The following is a 16,068-nucleotide window of genomic DNA, read 5'->3' as shown; positions in this document are numbered from 1 at the left end:
CAGAGATCGGGCAGGAGATAAGAGAATGAGCAGTCGCTGGAAAACCTGTGAGACAAGGACACCACATGACATTCTTGACGCCTGCCTGTTACAAAACCTGCCTGATGCCATCTTTCTGATTGATCCTGAAACTTCCAATATTTTGTTTGTAAATAAGGCTGGTTGTGAGTCATTAAAGATGGAGGAAGAGGAGGTGTTAAACCGTTCGGTGTTAAGCCTGCAGGAAGATGTTATTAATCTGCCTCAGTGGAGTGAAATTTCACAAGTTATTAAGCAAGCTCATCAGCCTTATCTGTTTATCGGTCGTCATAAACGCAGTGACGGCAGTGTATTTCCTGTTGAAGTGCGCACCAGTTACTTTAACTGTACTGGTGAGGGCTACTTTCTCTCTGTTGCCCGTGATATTACTTCCCGGGTGGTGATAGACAACGAATTAAAAGATCATAAGCACAGCCTCTGGTACGCCCTGAATGAGGCGACTGACGGTGTCTGGCAATGGAGTATTCAGAGCGGAGAGCTGTATGTCAGCCCTAAACTGAAACAGATGAGAGGGTTTGGACCGGAAGAGGTGGTAAAAGACGTCAGCTTTTGGGCTGATGCTATCCATAAAGATGATGCCGAACGTGTGATGGCCAATCTCAATGATCATCTGGCCGGAAATCTCGACAGGTACGAGGCTATATACCGGCTGAGAAACCGGGCTGGGCACTATATATGGGTTCATGACAGAGGAAAGGTCAGCGAGTACAAAAAAGACGGAACGCCTCTTGTGGCCGTAGGCATGGTGCAGAATGTTACGGATCAGGTAAAGCTTCAGGAGCGGCTGGAGAGTCAGGCCGCCACGGATGAACTCACCGGAGCGTTTAACCGTCGGGTGGCAAAAGAATCTATTGACGAGCAGCTAAGGACAGCAAGACTCAATGGCACAGGCTTTGCTGTATTGCTTCTTGATATAGATTACTTCAAAAAAGTGAACGATGAACATGGCCACAGTGCCGGTGACGAGGTGTTGAAAGCGTTTGTTAACAATATCCAGAAAAACCTTCGTGCTGATGATCTGCTGTTTCGCTGGGGTGGGGAAGAGTTTCTGGTGATGCTACCCGGCCTGAATGAAGAGACGGCGATGGTGGTTGCTGAAAACCTGCGTCAGACCATAAATCAAAACCGGATCATGCTGACGGAAAACAGTTGCGTTTGCCTGACGGTCAGTATGGGCATTGCCTTATATCCAAATCACGCCGCAACCAGACAACGACTGATACAGAATGCAGATATCGCCATGTACCGTGCAAAGACAAACGGCAGAAACCGAATTGAGCGCTATAGTGAGTCCTGAGCCTGACTATTTTCTGACCACAATTTGCAACTCATTGGCAAAGCCCAGCCCGGCTTCACTATAGATATTAAAGGTATGATCTACCCCGAGGGCTTTTAGTTCCTGCTCTTCATCCTGATAGCGGGTTGTGACGGCAATACGTCCCTGATAACCCAACTCACGCAGCCTCATTACCGCATTAATATTGGCTTTATGTTTCGGTAGTGTCAGCAGCACCCACTCCAGACCATGATGTAGCTCAGGCGCCCTTAGCCAGAAGTCCGGATTAGTGGCATCGCCGTTGACCACACTGCGTCCGGCGGCATTGAGCTTTTTGGCCTTTTCCCGGTCAAGCTCAACACCAACCACATAACCGGCATAAGATCGGTTGAGGGTGTTGTAGGCTGCCACGCCGGTTCTTCCCATACCAAATACTACCGCGCGCACATGGGCCAGCTCCAGATTCTCTTCTCCCGCTAAGCGACGTTTACGCTCAAATATCTTAAGCCGGTGACGCCATTTACGGTACAAAGGATCCCTTGCGTTTATAATCGGCGCGGACGCCAGAAAAGAGAGGGAAAGTGCCATCGCCAGAACAGAGAGCCATTGATGGCTTAGCAAGCCGGAGGAGACCGCGATTGCGCTGACTATCAGACCGAACTCACTGTAGTTGGCCAGATTTAGCGAAGTTCGCCATGCGGTACTGGTGCGCAGGCAGAAAAGACTAAACAGGCCGAAATAGAGGGCAACTTTAACGGGCAGAACAAATACAAACAACAGGGCGATAAACAGCTCGAAAATATCAGGTACTGCTGTCATTCCGATAGTCAGAAAGAAGCCGACCAGAAACAGCTCTTTAAACCCAAGCAGTGCTTTGGTCATCTCATTGGCTCTGGGGTGGTTTGCCAGCAACATACCAAACACCAGTGCACCGACATCCTCTTTAATACCCAGCAGTTCAAACAGATCCGCGCCAATTAACGCAAGGGTGATGCCAAATAAAATCAGAAGTTCACCGTGGCCGACCCGGTTCATTACTTTCCACAAAATAACCCGCAAGGGGAAAAGCAGGATAAGGGAGCAGGCCCACAGAGAGGGAAGTTTTGCCAGCGACACGGCTATAAAAATAACCGCGGCAATATCCTGAATAACCAAAACACCTACAGCTGTCTGCCCGTGTCTGGCATTCATTGCCCCCATCTCATCCAGTACTTTGACGGCAAATACCGTACTTGAAAAAGAGAGGGCAAAAGCGATCATTACTGCTGTTTCACGGGATATACCGCTGACAAGGGGCAGGGTAGTGTAAGAAAGCAGTACGATAAACAGGGAGTAGAGGCCGGTCACTATGGCCATATGCAGTGTGGCAACGCCCCATACTTCCGGGCGGGCAAGAGACTTTAATTTCAGTTTTAATCCGATAGAGAACAGAAGCAAAGTAATGCCCAGATCGGCCATGGCACCGAGAAACTGGCCGCCTTCGGCCCCAAGTGCACTGAGAAGATAACCGGCAAGCAGAAAACCGACCAGCGGCGGAAGCCTTATCGCTTTAACGGCCAGCCCGCAGAGAAACGCGATAGCTATCCATAGCGGATCGCTGTAATGAATGGAGAGTAACTGTGGGGCCATGCTTCTCCTGACGCAACCATTGCGACTTAAATTCCCACTGCTTTATAAAATATGAAAGCTTGACGCTTACTCTTATCAAGGTATCTGTGTTGTGATTCTAATTGTAAAGATAGGCTATTTCGGGCTGCTTAATAGCGTCAGGAAGAGTAAGCACCATGTTGTATCGAATTTGATACAGCGGAAATGAAACAGAAGAGCGGGGGCTCTTCTGTTACCTGGATCTTTTCAGATGGTTTATATCAGTCAGTTTTGCGTCTGGCAGGTTTTTTAGCGGAATGGCTTTTACCTTTCTGCCCCCCAGTAAACTTACGGCGGTTTTTACCTGCCGGTTTGTGTCCTTTAGCATTACTGCCTGAACGTTGTCCGTCAGCGTGTTCCGCTTTCGGTTGTTTTGGTTTTTTGGGCTTTTTCGCTTTCTTAGGCTTAACCGGCCGCGTATCCAGAACCGATTCAGGCAGCTCATTGACGGGTTTAAAACCTTCCAGTTCAAGACGTGGTAGTACTTTCTGAATCAGCCTTTCGATTCCGAATAATTCAGACGCCTCTTCTGCCGTCACCAGTGAAATGGCTTTGCCGGTTTCGCCTGCCCGGCCGGTTCTGCCGATTCTGTGTACATAATCTTCGCTGACATTAGGCAGATCATAATTGACCACCTGAGGCAACTGAGGAATATCTATTCCGCGCGCAGCGATATCTGTCGCAACCAGAACCCGGGTTTCACCTGACTTAAACTCAGCCAGTGCGCGGGTTCTTGCTCCCTGACTCTTGTTACCGTGGATGGGTGCAGCGGTAATCTCTTCTTTATTTAGATAGAAAGCAAGCCTGTTGGCACCATGCTTGGTGCGGGTAAACACCAATACTTGTTTCCAGTCATTCTGTTTAATCAGCGTCGCCAGCATAGGGGCTTTTTTGCGCTTATCAGCAGGATAGATAAACTGATCTACGGTATGGGCTGTGGAGTTTTCCGGGTTTACTGAAATTTCAACCGGATTATTTACCAACCCTTTAGCCAGATCGCGAATCTCGCTGGAGAAGGTGGCAGAAAACAGCAGGTTCTGACGCTTGGCTGGTAGTAGTGCCAGTATCTTCTTAATGTCGCGGATAAAGCCCATATCCAGCATACGGTCAGCTTCATCCAGTACCAGCACTTCCAACTGAGAAAAGTGGATAGCATTTTGCTGATGCAAATCGAGCAGCCGGCCCGGTGTAGCAACCAGCACATCAGCGCCCTTTCTCAGCCTCATCATTTGTGGATTGATTTTTACCCCACCGAACACCACTGTGCTGTTAAGGCGTAGATGGCGGCTATATTTATCGACATTCTCCTGAATCTGCGCTGCCAGCTCCCGCGTTGGTGTCAGAACCAGTGCGCGAACATGGTTGCCTTTGGTTCTTGGCCCTTGCCTCAGGCGCTCCAGCAGAGGCAAAGTGAAGCCTGCCGTTTTCCCAGTGCCGGTTTGTGCCGCGGCCATCACATCCTTTCCTTGCAGTATGGCCGGAATGGCTTGCTGCTGTATCGGGGTCGGGTCGGAGTATCCCTGTTCTTCTACGGCGCGAAGAATTTCAGGGCAAAGGCCAAGGGAGGCAAAGTTCATAGATAAAGTTACTCGTATAAAGGTGAGGTAATATCAGAAGAAAGGTGACTTTCTGCTGTGGCTTCAGATCCGGCCTGAAGAGCAAGCGCGCATTCTGCGGCTTTTTGCCCTTAAACACAAGCAAACAATTTGCCGCCGGCGATGATGAAAAATTCGCTTTAAGGAAATTAGCTATGGCAGGAAGTAGTGCGAATCTCTAAAATAGCTCTGCATAAACAGTGTTATAGCGGAAACCTCGTGCAGTACATCAAAATTAAGCAAGCCATAACTGAACAGATTGAAGCTGGTGTGCTCAGCGCAGGACAGAAGTTGCCTGCCGAGCGTAAACTTGCGGAAATGTTTGAGACCACCAGAGTGACCCTGCGTGAAGCCTTAGCGACACTTGAAGCCGAAGGCATTATTTACCGGGAAGACCGGCGTGGCTGGTTTATCTCTTCTGAGCCACTTAAGTACGACCCTCTGGCTAAAATAGGCTTTATATCGCTTGCTGAATCTCAGCAGCGCAGCGGTGAAACAGAGCTTATTTCCTGTAAAGAGAAACTGGCTAATAAGCAGGCCACTCAGTTGTTGTCTCTGGCACCGTTTAGTGATGTTACTGAGCTGGTGCGGATAAAATCTTTGGAGAAAAGGCCGGTTTGTTACTCACACCATTACGCTGTCAGCCGGTTGGCACCGATACTTAGTGCGGCTGATTTATCTTTACCGCTAAGCCAAATCTACTCTGAAAATCCTGCCTCAGAATTTTTATCGTGCCGCTATCAACTGAGCGTAACTGCGTTGACAGGCGATATTGCCGTGCAGTTAAGAGCGACCTCAGGTACAGCCGCTATACTGGTGAAGAAAGTTTTTTATGGCAGAGACGGGAAACCTCTTTGTGCTGATATGGAGTACTGGAGACAAGATGCAATTTCTATCCAAGCTCAAGCCGACTGGGTTTAGCCTGCTGATTCAGGCTGCCTTGGTGGTCTGGTCATCCGTAAGCTATGCGGCCTCGTTTAATGTGCTTCTCTACCACCATATTTCTGACCAAACGCCGTTTACTACCTCAACCAGCCCGGAAGACTTCAGCAACCAGCTCGACTATTTTGCTGAGCAGGACTATGAGATTGTTGATCTACAACAGGCTGTGGAACAGCTCCGTTCAGGAAAACCGCTAAACAGAAAAAGTCTGGCTATTACTTTTGATGATGGCTTTGAGTCGGTTTGCAATGTTGCTTATCCGGAGCTTAAAAAACGCGGTCTGCCTTTTACGGTTTTCCTTTCTACCCAACCTATTGACGATAACTACCGCGGTTTTTGTAACTGGCAGCAGCTAAGGGAAATGTCCCGAAACGGGGGGACTATTGCCAATCACACTACTGAGCACCGCCATTTAGTCAGTGAAGCCTTGAGTGATCAGGCGTGGCTGGAACAGGCGAAACAGGATATTAATAAGGCACAAAAGCGGATACGCCAGCAGATTGGTGTTGCGCCCAAGCTTTTTGCCTACCCGTTTGGTGAATATAACAATCAGCTAAAGCAGTGGTTGTCTGAGCAGGGCTATATTGCCTTTGGCCAGCAGTCAGGCTCTATCGGGGAATACAGTGACTGGCAGGCTCTGCCAAGGTTTAATGCTGCGGGCAACTATGCCTCTGCGCAGTCTCTTCGTTATAAAATAAGTGCCTTGCCTATGCCGGTAGACTATTTCAGCCTGCCGGATCCTGTGATATCGGCAGCAGAGCAGCCGTTACCAGTGACGCTTTACCCTTCCGCCGAAATCAATCTTAGTCAGCTCAGATGTTATTTTTCCGGTAAACCGATAGAAATGGAGTGGTTATCTGAAAGGCAGTTTGTTGCTTTCCCTCCTGCGTTTAACCGCAACGGCAGACACAGAGTGAACTGCACTGCGCCACATAAAAACGGCTTTCCTTATTTCTGGCTCTCCCATCAGTGGCTGGTGGTCAACTCACTACAAGATTAGTTTGGCTGCAAGAGGGATTGTGCTAGTATGCGCGCACTTTTTACCAGCCGAACTTTCTGATGCGACACCTGAAAACCACTACCCACCCGGATATTGACCAGCTAGAGAACAAAATCATTTTTAAAAGAGATGCGGCGAGAGCCATTGTGCTGGACGGCGAAAATATTCTGATGCTTTATACAGAGCGTTATCATGACTACACCATTCCCGGTGGCGGTCTGGATGAGGGAGAGGGGGTAATATCCGGTTTGATTCGTGAGCTTGAAGAAGAGACAGGGGCCAGAAATATTCGTAATATTAAACCATTCGGTACTTATGAAGAGTATCGCCCCTGGTATAAAGCTGGTGCTGATGTGATGCATCAGGTCTCTTACTGCTACACCTGCAATATCGATAAAGAGTTGGGGGATACTGCGCTGGAAAGCCATGAAGTCAGTAATGGAATGAGGCCTGTCTGGATCAATATCCATCAGGCTATTGCCCACAACGAAAAGACCATGGCTGAGAGCCCGAAAAAAGGCATGAGTATTGAACGGGAAACGTTTCTGTTGCGTCGTATAGCTGAAGAGATGCTCTGATCGCCTTTAGCTATCTTTAGTGAACAAATGAGAGCCTCCGTTTAGACGCTCTCATTATGTTTTTATGCCTCTAGAGTCAGTACAACCTTACCTTTTACTTCTATATCTTTATCACTGACCTCAGCGACCGTTCCTTCGAAATCGACAGTCAGCTTTTTAGGCAGGCGTTGAATGGTGTTAACAGAAAGTCGGCCGTCTATATCAATAAGATATTTTCCTGATACTGCATCGGTCGAATTCTGATCTATGAGATAAATGCAGTTTCGGCTTACAATTTCGATCAGCTTCGCATTTTCGATGGCAAAATTTTTGAACAACCTGAGTGAATAGGGCGTTTTTCCATTGGTTTGTAACTGGCCGTTGTGCATTTGAAAGCTATCCAGCGAGACCAGATAATCAGAATTTGAACTTTCGGCGATTTCTTCGGCGCCGGAAGTTTGCGTGATCTTATACTGATATCCAAGGTCGGTTTCAGTTGGCAACTTAGCTCTGTTTTGCTGATACTGTTTCAGCTCTTGTTCTTGAAGCGCTAGCTCTTCAAGGGGGACGCCTTCCCGGAGTGCCAGCCTGACCATAAGCTCATGGGACGTTCTGTTGTGCAAATTCCATGTACTAAAGGTGGCTTTATTGGTGCCCGTTAGTTTCGCCAGTTGCTTAAATGTTTTACAACCAGTGACCTTTTTCAAATTTTCGGTGAATTCTTTCCCATGTAAGTATTCAAATGTCTTAATAGTTTTGTTTGTCATATGCATTAAGATGAATTTTCTTAGATCAAGATCGCTGTTTGTTGCTTGTAAATCAATTTTTGGCGATCTAGGATCTTGGTTGTTGGGGAGCCGCGGTTGAAAAATCAACTGGCACGGTATTCTTTTTCAGTTAGTCGCTAGTCAGGATATCACTATGTAATTGATTTCAATAGTGCTGCTCCCCAATTGTGTCGTTGAAATAAATACCGATTTACCTGATCGGCCGCCGGGGAAAACTAGCGAACCAGATATGCCTACCGTCCTCGCATGTGTTTGCCGGTTCTACTCTCAGGCCACTCCTTCACGGGTCAGGATTTGGGGCAATAGTGCCCCTTTTTTTGCTCTGTTTTCACATCCGATTTTATTTTTCTTCTATGTAAACCAATTGAGTGTTGCACTCAAATTTTTAAATGGTTCATCCCGTATTAATAATTGGGATTATTACTTGAATCAGAGAGAGTTAGCCCCTAATCTAAGAGCTCTTTGGCGTGCTTCAGGTTGTTACAATGAGAAAAATATCACTACTACTTTTTGCTGCTCTGGCTATCTTTTCTACCCAACTATTGGCGGAAGAAAAATATTCAGAAAGCGATATATTAGATCGCCCTCTGGTAGAACGTTATATTCTGGATGAACTTAAAGCGATCAGACAAGATCAGCAGGACCTTGAGCGACGAATGGTGGTTCAGATTACAGATCGCGAACTTGAAGTGGCGGATAAGTCACTTAACTACGCCAATGTTACCGTTACCTACTTCTTCTATATTATTGCCGGTGCTGCATCACTGATTGCTTTAGTTGGCTGGCAGTCATTAAAGGAGATAAAACAGAATACCAAGGCAATGGCAGATGCCCGCCTTGATAAAATTGCTAAAGAGTATGAGAAAAAGTTTCTGGTACTTGAGCGCGACTTGAAGCGCAAAACCCGGATAATTTCTGAGAACAATCAGGAAATCGAAATTATTAACGAGGTGCACAACCTCTGGCTACGCGCCCAGAATGCACAGACGCCAGAACAGAAAATGGATGTGTACAATGAGATACTTAAAATTCGTCCCGGCGATTTAGAAGCGTTGATATATAAAGCTGATGCCGCGATGGAGATGAGAGAGTTCCACTGGGCAATGAGCATCTGTAACCGGGTGTTGGAAGTGGATGAAAATAATGCCCACGCCTTCTATCAACGGGCTTGCTCGTATGCCCAGCTTGGTGCTGAAGAGCAGGCAATCTATGATTTGCACAGATCTATCGAACTAAGCGCTTCTATTCGTGAACTTGCCGCAGAAGAACCTGATTTTGAGATCTTGAGCGGTAATGCCAAGTTTGATGCATTAATCGAAAATAACGAAACGAGTTAATACTCGCCCTATCTATAAACCGTGAAGCTGTTTAACCGGCTTCACGGTGTTTTTTTACAAGGATGTAAATATGTCAGTTAAAAGGGAGCTCTGGCAGGGGACTCTTGCTATTTTCCCGTTATCCGTCGCGGTTATTCCATGGGGCTTTCTGGTCGGCTCTTTCGCGGTAGATATTGGTTTGACTCCCATTGAAGGTCAGGCCTTGTCGGTGATTTTGTTCGCCGGTTCAGCGCAACTGGTGGCGGTTGGAATGTTTAAGGCTGGTGTCGGCTTAAGCACTATGCTGCTGACAACATTCTTTATCACTTCCCGCCATTTTCTTTATAGTGTTTCAATGCGCAGTAAGATCAGCTCTCTTCCCTTAAAGTGGCGACTGACACTCGGGTTTCTGCTTACGGACGAGCTGTTTGCCATTGTTGGCAATCAATCTGAACAGAGATTTAAACCTTGGTATGCGTTTGGGGCTGGGTTTAGTTTTTATCTGGTATGGAATCTTGCCACCTTAGTGGGGATTGTCGCCGGCAGTCAGATACCAGATTTGCAGCAATATGGGTTGGAGTTTGCTGTGGCAGCCACATTTATTGCTCTGGTAGTGCCGACTATAACGTCATTACCCGTGTTAGTCTCAGTAGCAACGGCGCTTGTTGTGTCAGTGACACTGGCTTATTTTAAAGTGGAAGGCGGCCTTATGATATCCAGCATTTGTGCTATGTTCAGCGGCTATTTTTGCGAGTCTTTCTCCAAGGAAAGTGTATGATTCTGCTCTCAATCTTCGCTATGGCTGCTTTGGTATTTATCAGCCGATATCTGTTTCTGGAGCCTCGTTTGCCTGTGCGATTGAACAACAAGGCACAGAGATTACTGATCTACTCCAGCCCTGCGGTACTCACCTCTATCTTGGCGCCTATTGTGTTTGTTCATGATGATGAGTTAGCCGTGTCGGCGGATAACCCTTATCTGATAGGGGCTGTGGTTGCTGCCTTATTAGTATGGAAAACCAAAAATGTGTTATGGACGACCATTATCAGTATGGCGGTGTTTTTGTTATTTAAGATGGTGATTTTTGTCTAGGTCGGTGCTGTATCAGCGTGAAAAAGGCCGCAGGTAGCGGTCTATTGCAATTTAGTTTACCACTACTGCTGTACCGGAAGCACTGACCATTAGCATGCCATTGCCCTGGCCCAGCACTTCATAATCAATATCCACACCGATAACAGCATTGGCGCCTAGCTCCCGTGCTTTTTGCTCTAACTCTTCAAGGGCAATTTCCCGTGCTTTTTGCAGCTCTTTTTCGTAAGTTCCGGAACGCCCGCCGACCAAGTCTCTGATGCCGGCAAACATATCTTTAAACATATTGGCGCCAAGAATCGCTTCTCCGGCAATAACGCCTTTATAATCCAGTACCTTTTTGCCTTCGATTCCCGGGGTGGTGGTTATAATCATCTTTGTTCTCCTAGCCTGTTAATTTAAAAGTACTTTATCAGCTTATTCGTTATAAAAAATCAGCTTATCCCGTTTTCCTGAACATAGCTTTGCATTTTATTGATATGGCGGTTCCTTTCTTCACTAAAATCCTGTTGTTTCTCCATATAATCATCACTGTAAACCTTGTCTATGGTCTTGTTAAGAAACAGCAGATAGAGCTTAGGATCAATATGACCGCTGGTGGCCAGATGGGTCATGATTTCGAATGCCTGATCAATAGTGTGTGTTTTTTTATAAGGACGGTCACTGGAAGTCAGGGCTTCAAAGATATCGGCAATTGCGATGGCACGAGCCTGAATCGATAGCTGGCCGGCTTTTAGTCCGCGGGGGTAACCCTTTCCATCCATTCTTTCATGATGGCTGCCGGCGATATCCGGAACATTTTTCAGGTGCTCCGGATAGGGTAACTTATCCAGCATGGTAATTGTCTGAATAATATGATCATTGATAATAAAGCGTTCTTCTTGATTCAGGGTTCCATAGCTGATTTTAAGGTTGTACAGCTCTCCCTTGTGATAACGCAAGTTAGTCGGAGAGAGGTTGAACTGTTCCTGCCAGGTCTCTTTCGGGTTGAAGCCTTCTTCCCATGGAATTTTATGTATCTCTTTATCGCTTAATAGCGCTTCTTTGACCGGCAGTTGTTGTGAGCTTGTTGAACGTTCTTTTTCAACCCATGAGACACCAAGAGTATCGTCAATGGTTCTTGTCCATGTGATGTTGGATAATTCATCCAACCGGAGAAGGTCATCTTCTGTCAGTGCTTCCAGCCCCTGATTACATTTGGCGATAAAGGCAAAGTCGTCGTTTATCTGACGATGAATATTATCCAGACGGGATTTGAGAAACTCCTTGTTCCCTCCCTGATAAAGTTCACGGTAGTAATTCATCTCTGCTTCCAATTTTAGCAGTTCAAAGCGCATACGGATTTCATGAATACGGTCATAGATGGTTTCCAGTTTGGTGGCTTTATCGACGATAAATTCTGGTGTGGTGACTTTACCACTGTCGTGCAGCCATGCTGCAAAGTGGAGTTCTTCCCACTTTTTGCGATCCATCGAAAAATCAGGGAAGTAGAGTGTATCTTCGTCAGCAGCTTTAACCAGTAACTCAGAAATAACCGGAACCCGCTGACAGTGACCTCCTGTGTAGGGCGACTTAGTATCGATAGCGGAAGCAATGAGTTCTATAAAGGAATTAAACATGGCTTTGCGCTTCTGCATCTGAGCGATATTGTCTTTAGCTATCTCTGCAAACCCGAGTAATTCACGTAAATAGGCGTGTTTGTCGTTGCGATTCAGATCATCATTTCTTTCGTAACCGATAGAAAGGATGCCGATGAGATCCTTCTCCCGGTTCATCATGGGAAACAGGTAAAGCTCGGAGTTATAAAACTGATCAAGATAGGGCTTAATGCTGTTGTCATCACGGGTCAAAACAGTCTCATCACCCTGAGTGAGTTTAGAGCGAATCCAGGGGGTATCATTGAGTAACTGATTAATATCCAGTTTGAGAGGGATAATGCAGTGATCTGTGACTACCGAGAACTGCTTTTCATGCTCTTCCTTGGTCAGTAGTACAATGGTCTCGGCCTTGGTGATGATATAAGTTTGCTGGCATATGGTCTTAGACAACACTCCGAAATCATTTTGCTTTGCGGTCTCTCTCAGTAACTTAAGAAGATCGAACAGCGTATGCTCCATCAACTGAACGGACTCTGAAAGTTTGTTTACCTCTTTGATGACACTTTCCGGATAACGAATCTTCCGAAAGTTAAAGCTGCGTACGTTTTTGGTCAGCTCCGTCAGCTTATTAAGTGGTCTGGTTATCTTAAGTGCTGCATACCAGATAACCGAAAAGCTAAGCACAACCATAAGGATAGCAGCCATTATCTGCTCATTCCTTAAGGTAATCAGCTCAGCCATTAACACCCTTTTAGGCGTTGCTTCAGCGAGTAGTAGTTGCACCTTATCGGTAAGGTTGATCGGGTTTATAGCGACAAGCCACTGCTGATCGTCAAAATCAACGTCAGTGTAATAACCCTGTATCAGGCTGGATTGCAGGTGAGGGGTAAAAATGGTGTCGGTGAGAGAAGTCTCCGGCTGGTCAACTCTTTCCATATTGTGTTGGGCAAGTAGCTGGCCATGAATGTCGAAAATGGCCAGTTTACTTTCCCTTGATGTGGCCAGTTGCCTGAGCTGTTCCGAAAGAGAGTTAAGAGTGAAATCCGCTGCAACGACGTTGTTTCCATCCAGAGACATACGTGAGAGTGTGACGCCGATTTCATCGAGAAAGTAGAACAGATAAGGTTCTGAAAGGCCGATTTTTCCATCCGGGGAGGCGTTCAGATACCACGGGCGGGTTCTGGGGTCGTAGCGGCTTTCATTATTCTGCTGCTTTTCAATCAGGTGAATGCCATTACCAATATAATGAAAGGTGCTGTCTCTATCGGCTTTGTAGTAGTTGATTAACAGTTTAGTTGATGGCGGAGCACGAAAGATAGGTGAAATTCTCTCGTTCATCGGCCGGAATTGGGTAAATGAACCGTCATGGGAGCCGTAAAATAGCCCGGTAAGATTCGGGTTGCGATCAAAAATCATCTGAATGGAGTCAGTCCAGACATTCAATTTACCACTTTCCGGCGGGTAGCTACTGAGCGAACTGGTGGCCATCAGGTCAAGGGTGGTTAAAACCGGACTGATGGTGTTCTGAAAGACAGATTCAAGTTTATGACTATGTTGAATGCTGATCTGACGCGCGCTGTGCTCAATCAATGCTTGCGAGTGTTGATAACCAATCGCTATTAATCCTCCGCCTAAAATAAAGGAGATCAACACAAATATACTGGTAATGTGAATACTTAGAGCGTAACGCCGTTTTGCCATAATCGCTTCTTGTTTGTTGTTGAGGCTTATTGCTGCGGGCTGCTGTCTGCGTAGGCGCTTTATCAACCACCATTAAATAGCTTAGTTGATATTGGTCGTTTTTGAGAAACGTATTGATTTTATTATTAGTAGCAGTAGTGAAAGTAGTAGGGGTTAGAGGAAAATTACCTCTGTTCGTCGCAAAGAAAATTGTTAAACTAGTCACATAATCTGGCTGGAGAAAGTTGATAGATCTTCCCCGTTTGTTTTTTCAGCTTTTGTGGGTGATTTTATAAAGCGACGATATGGCTGCGAAATCCCCTACATAAGCTGTTAGTTTGTGAGGCTTTATGAAATTTGTCGTTGATACCCATACTCATACCTATGCCAGCGGGCATGCTTACAGCACCTTAATTGAAAACGCCAAAGCAGCGAAAGAGGCCGGCATTCAGATTCTCTGTACTACGGATCACGCCTCATCAATGCCGGGAGCACCTCATTATTGGTTTTTCGGTAACCAGTCCATTCTGCCAAGGTTTTTAGATGGTGTAGGGATTATCAGGGGCATAGAGTCGAACATTCTTAATATTGAAGGTGAGGTTGATGTTCATCCCAGCATTGAGAAGCGGCTGGACTGGGTTATCGCCAGTTTTCATGAGCATGTGTATCACCCGGCTAACAAAGCGGCTCATACTGAAACCCTTATCAATGTTATAAAAAGTGGCCGGGTGGATGCACTTGGGCACCTTGGTAACCCTAACTTTGATTTTGACTTTGAAAGCGTTATTCAATGTGCAAAAGAGCACAATGTTGCAATTGAAATTAATAACAGCTCGTTAAAAGGTCATAGCAGGGTTGGCAGCGTGGAGCGTTGCTTGCAAATAGCAGAAACAGCGAAAAAACTGGGCGCGTATATTACCACCGGAACCGACTCTCACTTCTGCCTTGATATCGGTAAGTTCGAAAAAGTAAGCGATATGCTCAGCCAGATAGAGATGCCAAAGCAGCAGGTTATTACTGCCAGTGCCAGACAGTTTCTCGATTTTCTTGAGTTACGTGGCAGAGAGCCTATTGAAGAGTTTGCTGAGCTTTAATTGTTTGTGCCGCCATTGAGCTCTATGCCTGATAGAGCTCTAATGGCAGGTTATCCGGATCTTTAAAGAAGGTGTATTTCCTGCCGGTAAATTCATCGACTCTGATTGGTTCAACTTCTATGCCATTTCTTGTCAGGTATTCTGCCATCTCTTCAACTGAATCTACCCGGAAAGCAAGATGCCTTAACCCTAGCGCTTCAGGGGATGTTGGTCGTTTAGGCGGAGAAGGAAAAGAGAACAGCTCAATCTGACATCCGTCATTCAGTTCCAGATCCAGTTTGTAGGAGTCTCTTTCTGCGCGATAGTTCTCTGCAATGATCTTAAGGCCGAGTAGTTCGCTGTAAAAGGATTTCGACTTTTGATAGTCGGAACAGATAATCGCCACGTGGTGTATACCTTTTAGCACTTCAATCTCCTTCTTTTATCTTATTTGCTATCTATTTGCCTATGGGTAGATGCTCAATCACATAATCAATAAACACTTTCATCCGCGCCGGCATAAATTTGGTCTGAGCATACTGAAGGGCAATCATACCGTGATAATTGCCTTTTATGGTCCAGTCTTTCAGTACTTCGACCACTTCGCCTCTATTAATCGCGTCCTGCACCACAAAATCATGAAAAATACCAATACCCAGACTGTTTTTTACTCCGTTCAGGCGCATCTGTGCATGGTTTACTGCATAGCGGCCATTTACCGGAATGGTCAGTAGCTCATCCTCGCGGATAAAGTGCCAGATATGGTCAGTTTCGGTCTCTGCCAGATAGAGACAGTCGTGTGCATTGAGATCCTGAGGGTGTTGCGGCATCCCTCGTTTAGCAATGTATTCAGGGCTGGCACAGAGTACCAGATTGGTTTTACCCAGCTCTTTGAGAACCAGATTCTCGTCAGGTTTATCGGTCAGATGAAATACGATATCAATACCTTGTTTAAAGATATCGATAGCACCATCGGCCGCCCTGAGTTTTAGCTGAATATCCGGGTATTTCTGTAGGAATGGAATAACAAAGGGCTGTAAAACCACATTAAGAAAAGCCTCTGGGGCAGCTACGGTGATCGGGCCTGATGGCAAGTCATGGTCTTCCTTGGAGAGTTCGACCGCTTGTTGTGCAGAGCTGACCATAACAAGGCACTGTTCATAAATTTTCTTACCTGCTTCTGTGATCAGTAGCTGTCGGGTGGTTCGCTCAAAAAGCTTAACGGATAACGCCTTCTCCAGACGGGTTATGGTTTTACTCAGGGCCGAAGGAGTCACGTTCAGCTTTTTTGCTGCTGCGGTAAAACTTTTTTCCTGAACGACTAAAATAAAAGCAGCCAGATCGGGAAGTAGTGAAAGTAGTTTGTTTGAAATCATGCTGTGGTAGTTGTTATTTGTGCCTGTGATTCACGAATGTTTTTCCATCTGAAGGGATAATAGTCGGAACTGGGATGAATTAAAATAGCTTT

15 protein-coding genes are annotated in these 16,068 nt (G+C 46.1%); 8 read left to right on the top strand and 7 right to left on the bottom strand.

The features are described 5' to 3' along the window. Positions 1–25 precede the first annotated feature (25 nt). Positions 26–1,336 (top strand): sensor domain-containing diguanylate cyclase, encoded by a 1,311-nt coding sequence (locus tag PK654_RS20665; RefSeq protein WP_271699275.1) that lies wholly within the window; start codon positions 26–28, stop codon positions 1,334–1,336. 6 nt (positions 1,337–1,342) lie between these two features. On the opposite strand, the gene PK654_RS20660 is transcribed toward PK654_RS20665, so the two are convergent. Then, on the bottom strand, positions 1,343–2,944 hold the full coding sequence (locus PK654_RS20660) for a cation:proton antiporter family protein (protein ID WP_271699274.1): 1,602 nt from the start codon (positions 2,942–2,944) through the stop codon (positions 1,343–1,345). 239 nt (positions 2,945–3,183) lie between these two features. Then, positions 3,184–4,539: a DEAD/DEAH box helicase gene (locus tag PK654_RS20655; protein WP_271699273.1), complete on the bottom strand. Its 1,356-nt coding sequence runs from the start codon at positions 4,537–4,539 to the stop codon at positions 3,184–3,186. Between the two features lie 237 nt (positions 4,540–4,776). Between PK654_RS20655 and PK654_RS20650 the strand changes: the two genes are divergently transcribed. Genes PK654_RS20650 through PK654_RS20640 form a run of 3 tightly spaced genes read left to right on the top strand, consistent with a single transcriptional unit; the run spans position 4,777 to position 7,077 of the window. After that, positions 4,777–5,478 carry a GntR family transcriptional regulator gene (locus PK654_RS20650; protein ID WP_271699272.1) on the top strand — a complete coding sequence of 234 codons (702 nt, stop codon included), beginning with the start codon at positions 4,777–4,779 and terminating at the stop codon, positions 5,476–5,478. Beyond that, on the top strand, positions 5,441–6,499 hold the full coding sequence (locus PK654_RS20645) for a polysaccharide deacetylase family protein (protein ID WP_271699271.1): 1,059 nt from the start codon (positions 5,441–5,443) through the stop codon (positions 6,497–6,499). Before PK654_RS20650 ends, PK654_RS20645 begins: the two co-directional genes overlap by 38 nt. Positions 6,500–6,558: 59 nt before the next feature. Further along, positions 6,559–7,077: an NUDIX hydrolase gene (locus tag PK654_RS20640; RefSeq protein WP_271699270.1), complete on the top strand. Its 519-nt coding sequence runs from the start codon at positions 6,559–6,561 to the stop codon at positions 7,075–7,077. Between the two features lie 62 nt (positions 7,078–7,139). Here PK654_RS20640 and PK654_RS20635 read toward each other — a convergent pair whose 3' ends face one another. Continuing rightward, entirely contained in the window at positions 7,140–7,931 is a 792-nt protein-coding gene (locus PK654_RS20635; RefSeq protein WP_271699269.1) for a phage repressor protein CI, read from the bottom strand. A gap of 398 nt (positions 7,932–8,329) precedes the next feature. Between PK654_RS20635 and PK654_RS20630 the strand changes: the two genes are divergently transcribed. The 3 genes from PK654_RS20630 (at position 8,330) to PK654_RS20620 (ending at position 10,252) form a co-directional block, all read left to right on the top strand. Next, the gene (locus PK654_RS20630) at positions 8,330–9,181 is read left to right on the top strand and encodes a tetratricopeptide repeat protein (protein WP_271699268.1); all 852 of its coding nucleotides are present in this window, start codon (positions 8,330–8,332) and stop codon (positions 9,179–9,181) included. A 70-nt stretch (positions 9,182–9,251) separates the two neighbouring features. After that, positions 9,252–9,938, top strand: a complete 687-nt coding sequence (locus PK654_RS20625) for an AzlC family ABC transporter permease (protein ID WP_271699266.1) — start codon at positions 9,252–9,254, stop codon at positions 9,936–9,938. Then, on the top strand, positions 9,935–10,252 hold the full coding sequence (locus PK654_RS20620; protein WP_271699264.1) for an AzlD domain-containing protein: 318 nt from the start codon (positions 9,935–9,937) through the stop codon (positions 10,250–10,252). The genes PK654_RS20625 and PK654_RS20620 overlap by 4 nt, the downstream gene beginning before the upstream one ends. 51 nt (positions 10,253–10,303) lie before the next feature. On the opposite strand, the gene PK654_RS20615 is transcribed toward PK654_RS20620, so the two are convergent. Then, complete coding sequence (locus PK654_RS20615; protein WP_271699263.1) at positions 10,304–10,624, bottom strand: heavy metal-binding domain-containing protein; 321 nt, start codon at positions 10,622–10,624, stop codon at positions 10,304–10,306. Between the two features lie 59 nt (positions 10,625–10,683). Further along, on the bottom strand, positions 10,684–13,548 hold the full coding sequence (locus tag PK654_RS20610) for an HD domain-containing phosphohydrolase (protein WP_271699261.1): 2,865 nt from the start codon (positions 13,546–13,548) through the stop codon (positions 10,684–10,686). 329 nt (positions 13,549–13,877) lie between these two features. Here PK654_RS20610 and PK654_RS20605 point away from each other — a divergent pair, with 329 nt between their 5' ends. Beyond that, positions 13,878–14,621: a phosphatase gene (locus PK654_RS20605; RefSeq protein ID WP_271699259.1), complete on the top strand. Its 744-nt coding sequence runs from the start codon at positions 13,878–13,880 to the stop codon at positions 14,619–14,621. Positions 14,622–14,643: 22 nt separating this feature from the next. Here PK654_RS20605 and gloA2 read toward each other — a convergent pair whose 3' ends face one another. Together gloA2 and PK654_RS20595 are read right to left on the bottom strand one after the other, a co-directional pair. After that, a complete protein-coding gene (gene gloA2, locus PK654_RS20600) occupies positions 14,644–15,027 on the bottom strand; it encodes an SMU1112c/YaeR family gloxylase I-like metalloprotein (RefSeq protein WP_271699257.1) in 384 nt (127 codons plus the stop codon). A 31-nt stretch (positions 15,028–15,058) separates the two neighbouring features. Next, entirely contained in the window at positions 15,059–15,976 is a 918-nt protein-coding gene (locus tag PK654_RS20595; RefSeq protein WP_271699255.1) for a LysR family transcriptional regulator, read from the bottom strand. Positions 15,977–16,068 lie beyond the last annotated feature (92 nt).

The sequence above is a fragment of the Vibrio sp. SCSIO 43137 genome, from assembly GCF_028201475.1.
Lineage (GTDB): Bacteria > Pseudomonadota > Gammaproteobacteria > Enterobacterales > Vibrionaceae > Vibrio.
This window is presented reverse-complemented; position numbering and strand designations above follow the sequence as displayed.